This is a genomic window from Mesorhizobium sp. M7A.F.Ca.MR.245.00.0.0, from assembly GCF_003997415.1.
In the GTDB taxonomy this organism is placed as follows: Bacteria; Pseudomonadota; Alphaproteobacteria; order Rhizobiales; family Rhizobiaceae; genus Mesorhizobium.
In genome coordinates, this window is the sequence record NZ_RZTE01000011.1 from 77,947 (window position 1) to 91,572 (window position 13,626).

The 13,626-nt window shown below is 64.0% G+C and carries 16 protein-coding genes; 5 read left to right on the forward strand and 11 right to left on the reverse strand.

Translation table 11 applies throughout. The annotated features are described in order from the left end of the window. Nucleotides 1-21 precede the first annotated feature (21 nt). A complete protein-coding gene (locus tag EOB80_RS14305; RefSeq protein ID WP_127328273.1) occupies nt 22-222 on the reverse strand; it encodes a hypothetical protein in 201 nt (66 codons plus the stop codon). A 239-nt stretch (nt 223-461) separates the two neighbouring features. Between EOB80_RS14305 and grpE the strand changes: the two genes are divergently transcribed. Both grpE and EOB80_RS14315 read left to right on the forward strand, forming a co-directional pair. Beyond that, the gene (gene grpE / locus EOB80_RS14310) at nt 462-1,097 is read left to right on the forward strand and encodes a nucleotide exchange factor GrpE (protein WP_027161324.1); all 636 of its coding nucleotides are present in this window, start codon (nt 462-464) and stop codon (nt 1,095-1,097) included. Nucleotides 1,098-1,218: 121 nt separating this feature from the next. After that, nucleotides 1,219-1,851 carry a trimeric intracellular cation channel family protein gene (locus EOB80_RS14315; protein ID WP_127319279.1) on the forward strand — a complete coding sequence of 211 codons (633 nt, stop codon included), beginning with the start codon at nt 1,219-1,221 and terminating at the stop codon, nt 1,849-1,851. Nucleotides 1,852-1,935: 84 nt separating this feature from the next. Here EOB80_RS14315 and EOB80_RS14320 read toward each other — a convergent pair whose 3' ends face one another. From EOB80_RS14320 to EOB80_RS14345, 6 genes are all read right to left on the reverse strand, one after another. Further along, on the reverse strand, nt 1,936-2,811 hold the full coding sequence (locus EOB80_RS14320; protein ID WP_023812526.1) for a GNAT family N-acetyltransferase: 876 nt from the start codon (nt 2,809-2,811) through the stop codon (nt 1,936-1,938). Between the two features lie 180 nt (nt 2,812-2,991). After that, nucleotides 2,992-5,283, reverse strand: coding sequence for a PAS domain-containing hybrid sensor histidine kinase/response regulator (locus EOB80_RS14325; RefSeq protein ID WP_127328275.1), 2,292 nt, complete (start codon nt 5,281-5,283; stop codon nt 2,992-2,994). Nucleotides 5,284-5,421: 138 nt separating this feature from the next. Further along, nucleotides 5,422-6,411 (reverse strand): MDR family oxidoreductase, encoded by a 990-nt coding sequence (locus EOB80_RS14330; RefSeq protein WP_127328277.1) that lies wholly within the window; start codon nt 6,409-6,411, stop codon nt 5,422-5,424. Nucleotides 6,412-6,468: 57 nt separating this feature from the next. Further along, nucleotides 6,469-6,957, reverse strand: a complete 489-nt coding sequence (gene lspA / locus EOB80_RS14335) for a signal peptidase II (protein WP_127328279.1) — start codon at nt 6,955-6,957, stop codon at nt 6,469-6,471. 13 nt (nt 6,958-6,970) lie between these two features. Further along, nucleotides 6,971-7,828 (reverse strand): RNA methyltransferase, encoded by an 858-nt coding sequence (locus EOB80_RS14340; RefSeq protein WP_127328281.1) that lies wholly within the window; start codon nt 7,826-7,828, stop codon nt 6,971-6,973. Further along, on the reverse strand, nt 7,825-8,919 hold the full coding sequence (locus EOB80_RS14345) for a class I SAM-dependent rRNA methyltransferase (RefSeq protein WP_127328283.1): 1,095 nt from the start codon (nt 8,917-8,919) through the stop codon (nt 7,825-7,827). Before EOB80_RS14345 ends, EOB80_RS14340 begins: the two co-directional genes overlap by 4 nt. 135 nt (nt 8,920-9,054) lie before the next feature. Here EOB80_RS14345 and EOB80_RS14350 point away from each other — a divergent pair, with 135 nt between their 5' ends. Genes EOB80_RS14350 through EOB80_RS14360 form a run of 3 tightly spaced genes read left to right on the forward strand, consistent with a single transcriptional unit; the run spans nt 9,055 to nt 10,647 of the window. Further along, entirely contained in the window at nt 9,055-9,747 is a 693-nt protein-coding gene (locus tag EOB80_RS14350) for a YafY family protein (protein ID WP_127328285.1), read from the forward strand. A 58-nt stretch (nt 9,748-9,805) separates the two neighbouring features. Continuing rightward, nucleotides 9,806-10,213, forward strand: coding sequence for a VOC family protein (locus tag EOB80_RS14355; RefSeq protein ID WP_245466359.1), 408 nt, complete (start codon nt 9,806-9,808; stop codon nt 10,211-10,213). Beyond that, nucleotides 10,210-10,647, forward strand: a complete 438-nt coding sequence (locus EOB80_RS14360) for an EVE domain-containing protein (RefSeq protein ID WP_127271652.1) — start codon at nt 10,210-10,212, stop codon at nt 10,645-10,647. Before EOB80_RS14355 ends, EOB80_RS14360 begins: the two co-directional genes overlap by 4 nt. Here EOB80_RS14360 and EOB80_RS14365 read toward each other — a convergent pair. From EOB80_RS14365 to sppA, 4 genes are all read right to left on the reverse strand, one after another. After that, nucleotides 10,644-11,609: an ornithine cyclodeaminase family protein gene (locus EOB80_RS14365; protein WP_127328289.1), complete on the reverse strand. Its 966-nt coding sequence runs from the start codon at nt 11,607-11,609 to the stop codon at nt 10,644-10,646. The two genes, EOB80_RS14360 and EOB80_RS14365, sit on opposite strands and share 4 nt — an antisense overlap. 37 nt (nt 11,610-11,646) lie before the next feature. Further along, nucleotides 11,647-12,039: a LapA family protein gene (locus tag EOB80_RS14370; RefSeq protein WP_127328291.1), complete on the reverse strand. Its 393-nt coding sequence runs from the start codon at nt 12,037-12,039 to the stop codon at nt 11,647-11,649. A 57-nt stretch (nt 12,040-12,096) separates the two neighbouring features. Beyond that, nucleotides 12,097-12,381 carry an integration host factor subunit beta gene (locus EOB80_RS14375; protein WP_006200394.1) on the reverse strand — a complete coding sequence of 95 codons (285 nt, stop codon included), beginning with the start codon at nt 12,379-12,381 and terminating at the stop codon, nt 12,097-12,099. Between the two features lie 82 nt (nt 12,382-12,463). Then, the gene (sppA, locus tag EOB80_RS14380; protein WP_127328293.1) at nt 12,464-13,420 is read right to left on the reverse strand and encodes a signal peptide peptidase SppA; all 957 of its coding nucleotides are present in this window, start codon (nt 13,418-13,420) and stop codon (nt 12,464-12,466) included. Between the last annotated feature and the right edge of the window lie 206 nt (nt 13,421-13,626).

The window sequence follows — 13,626 nt, forward strand, 5'->3', positions numbered from 1 at the left end:
CTGCCAAGATCGATTGTAGCGTTACGGCCGGCGCCAGCCGATGTCACCGCGCTCCGCCCCATCGAGGCGGTCGAGCAGTTCTCTGAGCCGGTCGGGGATGTCGGCCTCGGTGCGGAAGGCCGGCAAGGTGCGCAGGAAGCGGGTCACCGCCTCGGTGCCGAACTGGCGCCTGACCTCGATGGCCAGCCCCTCTGCCTTTTCGCCCATGTTGCGGGTCATCATCTCAAAATCCTGTGTCGGCTTCGAAACTCCTGCAGCAAGAGAATGGTTCCCCCATCATGCCTGTATGGCAAGCAAAGCCCGCGGTTAAGGTAAAATTTGAATTAAAGTCGAAATGTCTTGCCTGTCATTGCCCGGCCTTGGCCGGCGGCTTCCATAGTCGCTTACCCCTTGATTTTTGGCCGCCAAACATCGATATCGGGCACAAAATCCACATCATTCGAGATTGACGGGAAACGGCGATGAGCGACCAGGCAAAAGACGAACGCGCGCCCGATGAAGTCGAGGCGACCGAGCCCGCAGCCGAGCGCACGGAAGGCAGCACCGACGGCGACTATGAGGCTCTTGTGCGGCTGCTGAAGGAAAATGAAGAGCTGAAGGACCGCGCGCTGCGCGTGGCGGCCGAGATGGAAAACCTGCGTCGCCGCACGGCGCGCGATGTGCACGATGCGCGCACCTACGCGGTCGCGAATTTCGCCCGCGACATGTTGTCGGTATCGGACAATCTGCGCCGCGCGCTGGATGCGATTCCCGCCGAGGCCAAGGCATCGGGTGACGCCGGCTTCAAGGCGCTGATCGAAGGCGTCGACCTCACCGAGCGCGCCATGCTGTCGGCGCTGGAACGGCATGGGGTCAAGAAGCTCGCGCCGGAAGGCGAGAAGTTCGATCCCAATTTCCACCAGGCGATGTTCGAAGTGCCCAATCCGGATGTCCCGGCCAACACCGTGGTCCAGGTCGTGCAGCCGGGCTATTCGATCGGCGACCGCGTGCTGCGCCCGGCCATGGTCGGCGTCGCCAAGGGTGGTCCGAAGTTCGCCGCCGCTGAAGCACCGGTTGAGCCGGGGCCGGTGAACGAACAGGCTGAGAAGGATGCGTAGTTTTAGGGCAGTAAGGGAGTAAGGGAGTAAGGGAGTAGGGAAGCGTACCAACGGTGCGGCTTTGTGATAAACATACTCTCCTATTCCCCTATTCCCCTATTCCCTTACTCCCCTGGTCTGCATGAATGCCATCGCGCTTCTCGACTATGCCGGTGTCGCCGTCTTCGCGGCGACCGGGGCGCTGGCGGCTTCGCGTAAGCAACTCGACATTATCGGCTTCCTGTTCCTGGCCAGCGTCACCGGGATAGGCGGTGGCACGCTTCGCGACGTTATCCTCAACCTGCCGGTTTTCTGGGTCGCCAACTCCGGCTATGTGCTGGTCTGCGCCGCGGTTGCGGTGCTGGTCTTCTTCAGCGCGCATCGTGTCGAATCGCGCTGGAAGTGGCTGCTCTGGCTCGACGCCATCGGGCTCGCCGCCTTTTCGGTGATGGGCGCGGCCAAGGGGCTTGCGATTACCGGCTCGCCGGTCGTGTCCGTCATCACCGGCGTGCTCACCGCCACTTTCGGCGGCATTTTGCGCGATCTCCTTGCGGGCGAGCCATCGGTGCTGCTCAGGCCCGAAATCTACGTCACGGCGGCCCTTGCGGGTGCCGGCCTCTACACGCTTGGCGATCTTGCCGGACTGCCGCCGCTCGCCTCGAACCTCGCCGGCTTTGCGGCGGCGTTCCTCGTGCGCGGTGGTGCGCTCAAATTCGGCTGGTCGTTTCCGTCCTACAAGAGCCGACCCGGCAGGCGGCCGGAAGATATTTTGTGAAAGGAAGCGAATAGCGAATAGAGAGTAGCGAATAGGGGTTGAGCGAGATAGCTCCCGCTATTCGCTATTCGCTATTCGCCAGCGTCACGCAGCGAAGCGCTGGGCTTCGCCGCCATAATAGTTGACGTAGCGTGCGCCGATCTCCTTGACCGGCATCACGACGAACACATCGACCGTCGAGAATTCGCGATCGATGACGCAACCATCGCCGATGCGGGCACCGACGCGCAGATAGCCCTTGACCAAAGGCGGCATCGCGGCGATCGCCGCCTTGGCATTGACGGCCTCGATCGGCATCAGATCCATCGAGCAATAGCGCCCGGACACCGCGCGCACGTCCCAGGCCGAATTCGTCCGGCAGTGGTGGGCGAGATAGGTGAGCGCTTCGGCATGCGCCGCCGGCACGGTGCCGTGAAAGGACGCGCAGCCGGTCATCACACCGATTTCGTAATGATTGATGTAAGCCCAGATGCCTTGCCACAACGCCTCGATGGTGCGCTTCGAGCGGTATTCCGGCAAAACGCAGGAGCGGCCGAGTTCAAGGAAACGCTGGCCGGGGTGGCGGGCGATGAGCTTGGTCAGCTCGAATTCACCTTCGGAATAGAAGCCACCGGCCGTGGCCGCGATTTCTTGCCGCAGCAGCCGATATGTGCCGACGATGCGGCGATGTTCGGGACCGGAAAGCGTGGTGTCCAAAACCAGCAGATGGTCGCAGAGCGGATCGAACCGGTCGGCGTCCCGGCGGTCATGGGCCTGGAACAGGTCCTTCCTGGCGCCAAGTTCGTCGTAGAACACCCGGTAGCGCACTTCCTGCGCGGCCGCGATCTCGGCCTCGTTGCGAGCGAGCCGCACTTCAAGATTGCCTATACGGCCCAGCGCAGCGCCCTTTATGACGGAATCGACGTTACGTCCGGCAAGCAAGGCGCTGCTGGCGTTCGGCCGAGTGTCACATTCCGGCATAACTGTATGCACGAGTGATTCTCCTTCGAGCCATCCCTCTTGGCACGGGGATACGGTGTAGGTGCAACAGGATTGTGACAGTACCGTGATACGACGCCGTGGGCAATACTTCGTCGGCTGGCGAATACGATCAACCGGCTACGTTTAAGTGATCGCCCGTGCCGAATGGCGGTGGAAAGCTCAGGCCGCGACGACCTGCCCCTCGACGGCATTGACCAGCGCTTCGGGGTCGAGCGGTTTGGTGACAAAGCCGCTGGCGCCATGGGCCAACACCGCATGACGGGTCTTTTCCTGGCTGTCGGCCGACAGCACCATGATCGGCACCGGCCGCACGGCACTTTCTTCCTCATGGCGGCGGATGGCGGCGATCGCGTCCAGCCCGTCCATGACCGGCATGTGCAGATCCATCAAGACCACGTCGAAGCGGTCCTTGTGCGCGGCGCCGGTGACAGCCTCGACGGCGGCCTTGCCGTTGCCGACCACCTTGACGCGATGCCCGGCCTTCAGCAGCGTGGCGCGGGCCAGCATGGCGTTGATGTCATTGTCCTCGGCGATCAGCACCGACAGGCCGCGCTGGCGGTTGCCGACGGCCCGCAGCGACGGTGCGCCGCGCTTTTCCGGCGGCGGCGGGCCGAGGCTCGGAGCATGGCTGCTCAGCAGAACACGCAGAAGTGTTCCGCCACGCACCGGCCTGGCCAGGAAGGTTGCGTAGCCGCTGGCACGGAACTCGCCAAGCATGCCGCGATCGGTCGGCGCGATCAGCGTGATCGCCTCACAGTCGGAGAAACCGCTTTGGCGCAGGCGCTTGAGCAGCCTTCCGTCGCCTTCTTCCATCGCTGCATCGACCAGGATTGCATCGCAGCCGGCGGCGAAAGGCGCGGCCTGTGCGGCAGTGGTGGCGATGTCGACCGCGCCGCCATTGGCGCGGATGGTGCGGGCGATGGCGTCGGCCTCGACGGCGTTCTTCGACAGGATCACCGCGTGTCTGCCCGAGAGAGCATTCTGGTGGCCCTGCGGCGCTTCGGTGGCCGCTATCGCTGGGATTTCGAAGACGAATTCGGATCCCTGGCCGAGCCGGCTCGATACCGAGATCGTGCCGCCCATGGCGGCCACCAGGCGTCTGGAGATGGCAAGGCCGAGGCCGGCCCCGCCATGTGTGCGTGTCGACGTGCCGTCGGCCTGCTCGAATTCCTCGAAAATCCGCTCCAGGTCGGCGTCACGCAGGCCCGGACCGGTATCGGCGATGGTGAAGCATATGCGGTCGCTGGTTTCGGTGCGTGCGCGTGCTATGCTCACCAGCACGCCGCCGCTGTCGGTGAACTTGATGGCGTTGCCGATGAGGTTGAGAAGCACCTGCCTGACCTTGCCCGGATCGGCGGTGATCAATTGCGGCACGTCGGGTTCGACATGGCAACCCAGTCCGATATCCTTGGCGAAGGCGCGCGCTGCCAGCAATTCGATGATGTTGTCGGCGATCTCGCGCACCGACATCGGCTGCGGCTCGGGGTCGAAACGCCCGGCTTCGATCTTGGAATAGTCGAGAAGATCCTCGATCAAGGCAAGCAATGCGCTGGCCGAGGTCGAGACGGCGCCGACATAGGTCTGCTGCTCCGGCGACAGGCTGGTGTCGGCGAGCAACCTGGCCATGCCCATAATGCCGTTCATCGGGGTGCGGATTTCATGGCTGACGGTGGCGAGGAAGCGCGATTTGGCCTGGCTTGCATATTCGGCCCGTTCGCGTGCGGTGATCAGCGACGATTCGGCGCGTTTGCGGGCGGTGATGTCGCGGGCGATGGCGCGGTGTGAAACGGCGCCGCTGTCCTTGTCGCGCACCGACAGTTCGATCCAAGAGAACCAGCGCTGCCCGCTCGGCGTGCTGATGGAGACATCGGTGGAACTCAGACACTCATGGTCGGAAAAGGCGGCATCGGGAACCATGCCGACCTCGATGCCCAGTTCTGCCAGGGTCTTGCCGGCAAGGTCGCGCTGGTCGACCTCGACGAGATCGGCGAAGACCTTGTTGGCATAGACGATGTAGCCGTCGCGGTCGCGATGGATGACGAGATCGCCAAGCGCGTCGATCAGGCCGCGAAAGCGCTCGTCGCTCTCCTGCATCTCCCACATGCGGTCGGCCAGCGTCTCGATCTCGGCGCGGCTGCGGGCAGTGGTTTCGTCAAGAAGGGCGGAGGTGCGATGTTCGCTCCGCCTGGCGCGCAGATGCAAGGCAAGGCCGGCAAGGCCGGTTGCCAGCAATGCGACGCTGATGAAGATCGGTGCCCCGGTCAGATGCGCCAGCCCGGCCACCAACACGATGGCGACGAATGTCAGAAAGGGCAGGCTTTCGCGCCTGGAGAATTCCGGCTCGGGCACCAGCGGCGGCGCGGCGACGAAGCGCCGCGTCGACGCCGGCGGGAGCACCGCATCGACGTCGTCGCCAGTGTCCGCCTGTTGGCTGCCGGATTCCGCGATCATGCGAAATCCTTGCCAGACAGAGATTATGGAAAATTGCGGCGGATCGTTCGAATTTTAGCGGATGAGCGCTTTTTGCCGAGGCGCGGCGGGTTTGCCACCAGATCTGGCGATTCCATGCCTTCCGGCAGTTGGGCGGAGTCACATATCCACGACGACGCGGCCGCGGATCTTGCCGTCGACGATGTCGCGCGCGGCATCGACGATGCCGTCGAACCCGATGGTGCTGGACAGGCTGGCGAGCTTCTGCAGATCGAGGTCGGTGGCGATGCGGCGCCATGCTTCGAGGCGGACTGCTTTAGGCGCCATCACTGAATCGATGCCGAGCAATGAGACGCCGCGCAGGATGAAGGGCGCGACGCTGGTCGGCAGGTCCATGCCGCCGGCCAGGCCGCAGGCGGCGACCGCGCCGCCATAGGAGGTCATCGAGAGCACATTGGCCAGCGTGTGGCTACCGACTGCGTCGATGCCGCCGGCCCAGCGCTCCTTGGCCAGCGGCTTGGCCGGCTGGGCAAGCTCGTCGCGCGATATCACTTCGGCGGCGCCAAGATCGATCAGAAAGGGGCTTTCGGCATTGCGGCCGGTGGAAGCAATGACATGGTAGCCGAGGCTGGACAGGATCGAGACCGCGACCGAGCCGACGCCGCCGGCCGCCCCCGTCACCACCACCGGGCCGCGATCGGGCAGGATGCCGTGCCGTTCCAGGGCCATGATGCAGAGCATGGCGGTGTAGCCTGCGGTGCCGACGGCCATCGCGTCGTGCGGGCTGATGCCTTGCGGCAGCGGCACCAGCCAGTCACCCTTGACGCGGGCACGGCCTGCATAGGCGCCGAAATGGGTTTCGCCGACGCCCCAGCCGTTCAGAATGACCTTGTCTCCGGTGCGCCAGTCGGGATGCGAGGACGAGACGACGGTGCCGGCGAAATCGATGCCCGGCACCAGCGGCCAGCGGCGGATCACCGGCGCCTTGCCCGTGATCGCCAGGCCATCCTTGTAGTTCACCGTCGTTGCCTCGATCGCGACGGTGACATCGCCTTCCATCAGGTCGGCCTCGGTGAGATCGGTTACGTTGACCGACTGCTTTTTCTCGGCGTCACGCGAAACGAGGATGGCTTTGAAGGTTTCGGACATGTCTTTCTCCGCGATCTTGTTTGGCGACATGAACTGTGCGGCGATGGCCGCACGGGGTCAATCCTTGGAAGGCCTGGCTTTGGGTTCGCGTCCCCAGCCGAACAGCTCGTCGAAGACGACCAGTGCCGCGCCCACCGAAATGAAGGCGTCGGCAAGGTTGAAGACGGCGAAGGACCACACCGGCGTGTGAAACAGGATATAGTCGATGACGTGGCCGTAGACGGCGCGGTCGATCAGATTGCCCAGAGCGCCACCGACGATCAGCGCAAAGCCGGTGCGGGCAAGGATCTGGGACGGCGCGATCCGCGTCGCCAGGAACAGCACGAAGGCAACGACCGCGAGCGAGATGACGATCAACCCGGTGTCGCCGAAGGACGAGAACATCGAGAAGGCGATGCCGGTATTGTAGGTGCGGAACAGCGCCAGGAAGGGCAGCAGATCAACCTTCTCCTGAAAAGGCAGATCGGCCTCGACCAGGTATTTTATCCACTGGTCGAGCGCGATGGCCGCGACGACGAGCAGTGCGTAGGGAGACCATGATCTCACGGGCGGGCAACCTTCATTGCTGGTCCAGGATTGGCTCGAGCTTGAGCGCGCCGCGCCGGATCTCGAACAGCATGATGCCGGTGGCAACGGCCAGATTGAGCGAATCGGCACGGCCGGCTTGCGGAATCCTGAGCAGCCTGTCGCAACTCGCAGCCAGGCTTTCGGGCAGTCCCTGCTGCTCGTTGCCCATCATCAGCAGCACGGGCCCGCGGGAAAAATCGACCGAGCGATAGTCGACGGCGCCTTTCAGGTGGGTGCCGACGACTAGCCCTGAGAAGCCGCCTCGCCAGGCAAGGAAAGCCTCGGTTGTCGCCTTGGCCACCGGCACGGCAAAGATCGAACCCATGGTGGCGCGCACCGTTTCCACGGAGAACGGATCAGTGGTATCGCCGACCAGGATGACGCCTTTGGCGCCGACTGCATCGACGGTGCGGATGACGGTGCCGAGATTGCCGGGATCGCGTACCCGGTCGAGCGCCACCCAGACGTCGCCATTGTCGGCGCGCACATCCTTCAAGGCGAGGAATTTTTGGGAAAAGACGCCCACCACCATTTGCGGATTGTCGCGACGGGTGATGGCGACCAGCACCTTTTCCGACACTTCGAGCACCATGCCGCCGGCGGCAACCGTGCGTGCGGCCACCTTCTCCACCGCCGCGTTGCCGCGCCCGGCCTTGGCGAAAACCAATGTCCTGATCTGCCAGCCGAGATCGAGCGCATCGATGACCAGCTTCAGCCCCTCGGCCATGAAGGCGTTCTGCTGGTCGCGGAATTTCTTCTGAGCGAGCGCCTTGATGTCCTTGACCAGCGGATTGGCGAGGCTGGTGACCTCCTTCACCTGGCCAGGTGCGCCTGCATGCCGCTCGTTCATTCAGCCACCCAACGCGAAAACAATGAAGTCGAGAGCGCCCGGCCGGCGGACTTTTCACGGATGATCAGCTCACCCGATTCAATCTTGCCGCCCATGCCGGCAAAGGTATCGCGCATCAGGGCGTGGATGGCGAAGAAGGAGGCGCGGATCGAATAGGCGGTCAGCACCACGGCAAGCGGCTTCGGCGTCAGGATCGCCCGGCAGAGATCGGTCAAATCGGGCAGGTCCTCGAACAATTGCCAGACCTCGCCCTTGGGGCCACGGCCATAGGCCGGCGGGTCGAACAGGATGATGTCGTAGCGGCTGCCGCGGCGCTCCTCGCGCTCGGCGAATTTGACCGCGTCGTCGACGATCCAGCGGATCGGCTTGCTGCCGAGGCCGGCCATCTCCTGGTTTTCACGGGCCCAGCCGATCGCTTTCTTCGAGGCATCGACATGGGTGACCTCGGCGCCGGCGCGAGCCGCCACCAATGAGGCGAGACCGGTATAGCCGAACAGGTTCAGCACCTTGACCGGCCGCTTCGCCGCCGCGATCAGCCCGGCCATGTGATCCCAATGGGAGGCCTGCTCGGGAAAGACGCCGACATGACGAAACGAGGTGAAACGGCCGAGATAGTCGATGCCGTCATGCTTCATCGGCCAGGTCTCGCCGAGCGGCAGCTTGGGGAAACGCCAGCGGCCGATGCCCTCCTCGTCGGTGTCGCCGGTGAAGACGGCGTCGGCACGCTCCCATTCCTTTGCCGGCAAGGCCTTTTGCCAGATCGCCTGGCCCTCGGGCCGCACGATACGGTAGGGGCCATATTGTTCGAGCTTTTGGCCGGTGCCGCTGTCGAGCAGCGCATAATCGGCATTGGGCGCCACTTCCAGGATCACGGGAAGATGTTCGGCGGGCAGAGCGCCTTCGCGGCGGGCCAGGATGCGCGGCGCCGAGTTCGGTTCGGAACGACTTTCCGTCTTCGCCTCATGGCGCTCGCGCGGTGGCGCTTCCAGTCTGGCGGGAGCCTGGCCGGGACGCGGACGTGACACGTCCGCCGCACCCTTCGCGGATGGATGTGGACGGTTGTCGCGGCGTTTGTCGCGAAAAGACTTCAAGCGGGGGCAACTCCGAACGGCGTGGCCGCTTTTGACATAGGGCAACCGGCTTCGCAACCAACTCCGACAGGTCGGCCTCTCCGGTTCAGGTTGGCCGCGATGGACCAATGTCAAGGAAACAGGCAAATCTACCGGATGTCCCGTTCCGAACGCCTGCTCGACCTGATCCAGTGCCTGCGCCGGCATCGCCGGCCCGTGAGCGGACAGGCGCTGGCCGATGAACTCGGGATTTCGATTCGCACACTCTACCGCGACATCGCCACGCTGCAGGGCCAGGGCGCGCCGATCGAGGGCGAGGCGGGTGTCGGTTATGTGCTCAAGCCCGGCTTCATGCTGCCGCCGCTGATGTTCAGCGATGAGGAGATCGAAGCCATCGTGCTCGGCTCGCGCTGGGTCGCCAAGCAGCCGGACCAGCGCCTCTCGGCCGCCGCTGCCAACGCGTTGGCCAAGATCGCGGCGGTCCTGCCGGACGATCTGCGCGAGGATCTCGACGCGAGCACCCTGCTGGTCGGCCCTCCCGCCACGGCCATCGAGACCATCGACCTTGGCCTCGTACGGCAAGCCATCCGCAACGAGCGCAAGCTCGGCTTTCTTTACCGCGCCGCCGGCGGCGCTGCGTCCGAGCGTGTCGTGTGGCCATTTGCGCTGGGCTTCTTCGACAAGGTGCGGGTGGTGGTGGCGTGGTGCGAGATGCGGCACGATTTCCGGCATTTTCGCGCCGATCGCATCGCCGAACTCCAAGCAACGGACACGCGCTATCCGCGTCGTCGCCAGGCGCTGCTCAAGGAATGGCGGGCAACGCTCGACAAGCCGCGTGGTTCGAGATGACTGCTGCCATGATCTGACAGTAGCTCATCTTATGGTCGCCAAGTCGAAGCACCGAACCTTGGAGAGCAGATATGGCCACCCGAATTTCATCATCCTCTATGTCGACCAGCCGCTTGAGAGCGGCGCCTTCTACAGCGCGCTGCTCGGCCGTGAGCCGGTCGAAAGTTCGCCGACCTTCGTGCTGTTCGTGCTCGATGCCGGCTTCAAGTTCGGCCTGTGGTCGCGCCATACGGTGGAGCCGGCAGCCGCCATGTCAGGCGGTGGCGCCGAAATCGTCTTTGCGCTGGATACGCCCGATGCGGTCGATGCCGCCCATGCCGACTGGTCCGGGCGCGGGCTGAATATCCTGCAGACGCCAACCGACATGGATTTCGGCCGTACTTTTGTCGCGCTCGATCCCGACAATCATCGCCTGCGCGTCTATTGGCTGTCCGATGGCGAACAGGCCAATGGTAACCAGAAATGAGCGCGTACTGGATCGCCGTGGCGTCGGCCGAACATGTCCGGCGGGGTCGCGCAGCCGGCTTCATGCAGGTCAACCACGGCAAGGCGGCACCGCTGCGTCGCGTCAAGCCAGGCGATGGCATCGTCTACTACTCGCCGAACACTGTTTTGGGCGAGAAAGATGGCCTGCGGGCCTTCACCGCGATCGGCATCGTGCGGGAAGGCGAGCCCTATCAGGGCGATATGGGCGCCGGCTTCACACCCTTCCGCCGCGATGTGGCGTGGGCCAAGGCCGAGGAAGCGCCGATCAAGCCGCTGCTCGACAGGCTGGACTTCACCATGGCCAAGTCGAACTGGGGTTATCAGCTTCGCTTTGGCCTTTTCGAAATCGGGGATCACGATTTTCGTGTGATCGCCGACGCGATGAGCGCCAAAATGGCTGTACCGGCGAACTAGGCCGTGAGCGCCTTGTAGACGGCAATGCCGGCGGCAAGATCCTCGAGCGCCGCGCCGACCGACTTGAACAGCGTGATCTCACCGGCGCTCTCGCGACCCTTCTTCTGGCCGCGCGCCAATTCGTGCAGATCGGCGACGATGGTTTCCGGCTTCAGCACGCCGGAGGCCAGCGGCTGGACGATGTCGCCGGCTTCCTTGGTGGCGCCGGCGCGGGTGTCGACATAGACGCGGGCGAGCCTGATCGCGTCGTCGTCGCTCTCGCGCATCGTCGGCGTAAAGCCTCCGACCAGGTCGACATGGGTTCCCGGCCGCAACAATGCGCCCTTGATCAGCGGCGTCGTCGTGATCGTCGCCGAGGAGACGATGTCGGCCTGCCCAAGCTCGGCATCGAGATCGCTCGCCGCGCTGGCTGCAAAACCCTCGGCGCGCAGATCGGCGGCGACTTTCTCGGCATTGGCCGGGGTGCGGTTCCAGATGCGGATGGTCTTGATCGGCCGTACGGCCGAGTGCGCCTTGGCGAGGAAGGGCGACAGCGCGCCGGCGCCGACCACCAGCAGCCGCGAGGCATCGTCGCGGGCGAGATAGGAGGCCGCAAGCGCCGAAGCACAGGCGGTGCGCCACTGTGTCAGCCGCTGGCCGTCGATCAAGGCCTCGGGTTCGCCGGTGGCGCCATTGAGCAGGAGATAGAGCCCCATCACCGCCGGCTTGCCGATGGCATTGTTGTCGGGGGACACGGTGACGATCTTGACGCCGATGTGACCACCGGTCGATGTGCCGGCCGCGTTGAGGTCGGTCCAGGCCGGCATCAAGAGCAGGGTGGAGGCCGCGCCATCTGGCCGCTCGATCGTATGATGATGCCTGACCGGCTGCACCGCACCGTCGCGGAACGCCGTGCGCAGCGTCTCGACCAGTCCGGCAAAGGTCAGCGCATGGTCGACCTCTGCGGCCGAAATGGTCAGCATGTAAAACTCCGTAGGGACAAAACCGCCGACGGGCGGCTCAAGCGGTCGGCTTCGGCAATGCGGACCCCTGGGCGGACCCTTGAGCGGACCCTTGGGTGGAGCCTGGGGCCGTTCCCGGAGCCTGGCTTTGCGGTACCGCCGGCGCACGGCTGACCGCCTGGCGCAGGTTCTCGGCCTCGACGCCGCGCTGGCGCGCCAGCTTGCGATAGCGGCCCTGCTTGACCCAGGTTGCCAGGCTGCCGACGATCATGCCGATGGCGAGTGCCAGGAACAGGAAAATGAACAGCGGCAAAGTCAGGGTCAGCTTCGGATTGCCGGGGTTGAACGGATCCAGTGTGAAGGCGACCAGTTCGCGGTTGGCAACGGCGAGCGCGATCAGGATGATCGCCAGGGGCACGAAGATCGCGATGAGCATGAAGCGATTGAACATGATGTTTTCCGTCGGAAGCTGGCCTGTCCGAAAGGCCGTCAGGCGCTGACGTCGCGCCTACTTGCCGCCGTTCAGCCTTTCACGCAGTTCCTTGCCGGTCTTGAAGAACGGCACCCATTTCTCCTCGACCTCGACGGATTCGCCGGTGCGCGGATTGCGGCCGGTGCGGGCGGGACGATTCTTCACCGAAAAAGCGCCGAAGCCTCGCAACTCGACCCGGTTGCCTTCGGCAAGGGCGTCGGTGATTTCATCGAAGATGGCGCCGACGATGTTTTCGACGTCGCGCAGGAAAAGATGCGGATTGCGCGTGGCAATAATCTGCACAAGTTCGGACTTGATCATGAGACGGGTCCCCGTGAAAGCAGTGCGGTCAAAATTATGAGGATGATTTTATTTGCTTTTTTCACTTGCCCCAAACGGCGTCTCAAGGGTGCCAGACGGAAACGAGACCGTCAAGAAACAAGCGGTCGGCTCCGAGTTCATGGATGACGTCGCCGCTGTAGGCGGGCAGGCCGAGCGCGCTGCCGATGGTTTGCGCCATCGCTTTCGAGAACAGGAAGCCGCCGCGCTGTTCGGTATCCTTCCACTCGACGACCTTGAGCTTGGCATCGACGCCCTTGGTCGCCAGCCAGTCGACCGCTACCGCCTCGCCGCCGACGGCGTCGATCAGCCCGTTGGCAACGCCCTGACGACCGGTGAATATCGAGCCGTCGGCAAGCGCCAGTGCTTGTTCGCGGGTCATCTTGCGGCGTTCGGCGACGATGTCGACGAACCAGTTGTAACTGTCGAGGATGAGTTTGCGGACCATGGCGCGCTCGTCGTCATTGGTCGGCTTGAAAGGAGAGGGCGCGGCTTTCAGCGGCGAGGATTTCACTTCCTCCAGCTTGACGCCGAGTTTGTCCATCAGGCCGCTGACGTCGGGATACTGGATCAGCACGCCGATCGAGCCGACGATCGAGGTCTTGCGGGCAACGATGTGATCGGCGGCACTGGCGATCATATAGCCCGCCGATGCGGCGAGCGTGCCGACTTCCGCCACCACCGGCTTGTCGGCGGCCAGCTTGCGCACTTCTTCATAGATCGACTCACCACCGACGGTGGTGCCGCCAGGCGAATCGATCGACAGGATCACGCCTTTCACCTTCGATGAAAGGCGAATGGTTTCCAGCCGCTTGATCAGTTCCTCGTCCTCGGTGATCGTGCCTTCGATCTTGACCTTGGCAATATGGTCGACCGTCGAGCCGCCGAGATCGTCGCCATAGAACCAGGTTGAAAGCGCAATCACCCCAAGGGCTACGATGCCTATGGCGACGACGCGCCAGAATGTCAGCTTGCGCCGCAAACGGCGGCGGTCGATCAGGTCGTCGGCTCTCAGTGCCATGGTCAGCCTTTCAGTCGGCGGGAGGAGACGCTTTTAGACCATGATCCGCGCATCTGGAAGCAGTTCTCTTTTGCGTATGGCGAGACAAGTCAGCACCTGGACGTGAGGTGGCCATCCCCGTCGACAGTCGGCCAGCCTCGGCTAGGCGCTCTACAAGTATTGGTCTGCTCACATGTTTGTGCAATCGCCCCAGGTCGGCGACGAGA

Excerpts from the sequence above, each read along its gene's own strand:
- EOB80_RS14330 (WP_127328277.1), bottom strand. The coding sequence starts at position 6,411 with ATGTCCGAAACCTTCAAAGCCATCCTCGTTTCGCGTGACGCCGAGAAA.
- EOB80_RS14375 (WP_006200394.1), bottom strand. The coding sequence starts at position 12,381 with ATGATCAAGTCCGAACTTGTGCAGATTATTGCCACGCGCAATCCGCAT.
- EOB80_RS14315 (WP_127319279.1), top strand. The coding sequence starts at position 1,219 with ATGAATGCCATCGCGCTTCTCGACTATGCCGGTGTCGCCGTCTTCGCG.
- EOB80_RS14340 (WP_127328281.1), bottom strand. The coding sequence starts at position 7,828 with ATGAACGAGCGGCATGCAGGCGCACCTGGCCAGGTGAAGGAGGTCACC.
- EOB80_RS14325 (WP_127328275.1), bottom strand. The coding sequence starts at position 5,283 with ATGATCGCGGAATCCGGCAGCCAACAGGCGGACACTGGCGACGACGTC.
- sppA (WP_127328293.1), bottom strand. The coding sequence starts at position 13,420 with ATGGCACTGAGAGCCGACGACCTGATCGACCGCCGCCGTTTGCGGCGC.
- EOB80_RS14370 (WP_127328291.1), bottom strand. The coding sequence starts at position 12,039 with ATGTTCAATCGCTTCATGCTCATCGCGATCTTCGTGCCCCTGGCGATC.
- EOB80_RS14360 (WP_127271652.1), top strand. The coding sequence starts at position 10,210 with ATGAGCGCGTACTGGATCGCCGTGGCGTCGGCCGAACATGTCCGGCGG.
- EOB80_RS14305 (WP_127328273.1), bottom strand. The coding sequence starts at position 222 with ATGATGACCCGCAACATGGGCGAAAAGGCAGAGGGGCTGGCCATCGAG.
- EOB80_RS14350 (WP_127328285.1), top strand. The coding sequence starts at position 9,055 with ATGTCCCGTTCCGAACGCCTGCTCGACCTGATCCAGTGCCTGCGCCGG.
- EOB80_RS14320 (WP_023812526.1), bottom strand. The coding sequence starts at position 2,811 with ATGCCGGAATGTGACACTCGGCCGAACGCCAGCAGCGCCTTGCTTGCC.
- EOB80_RS14365 (WP_127328289.1), bottom strand. The coding sequence starts at position 11,609 with ATGCTGACCATTTCGGCCGCAGAGGTCGACCATGCGCTGACCTTTGCC.
- grpE (WP_027161324.1), top strand. The coding sequence starts at position 462 with ATGAGCGACCAGGCAAAAGACGAACGCGCGCCCGATGAAGTCGAGGCG.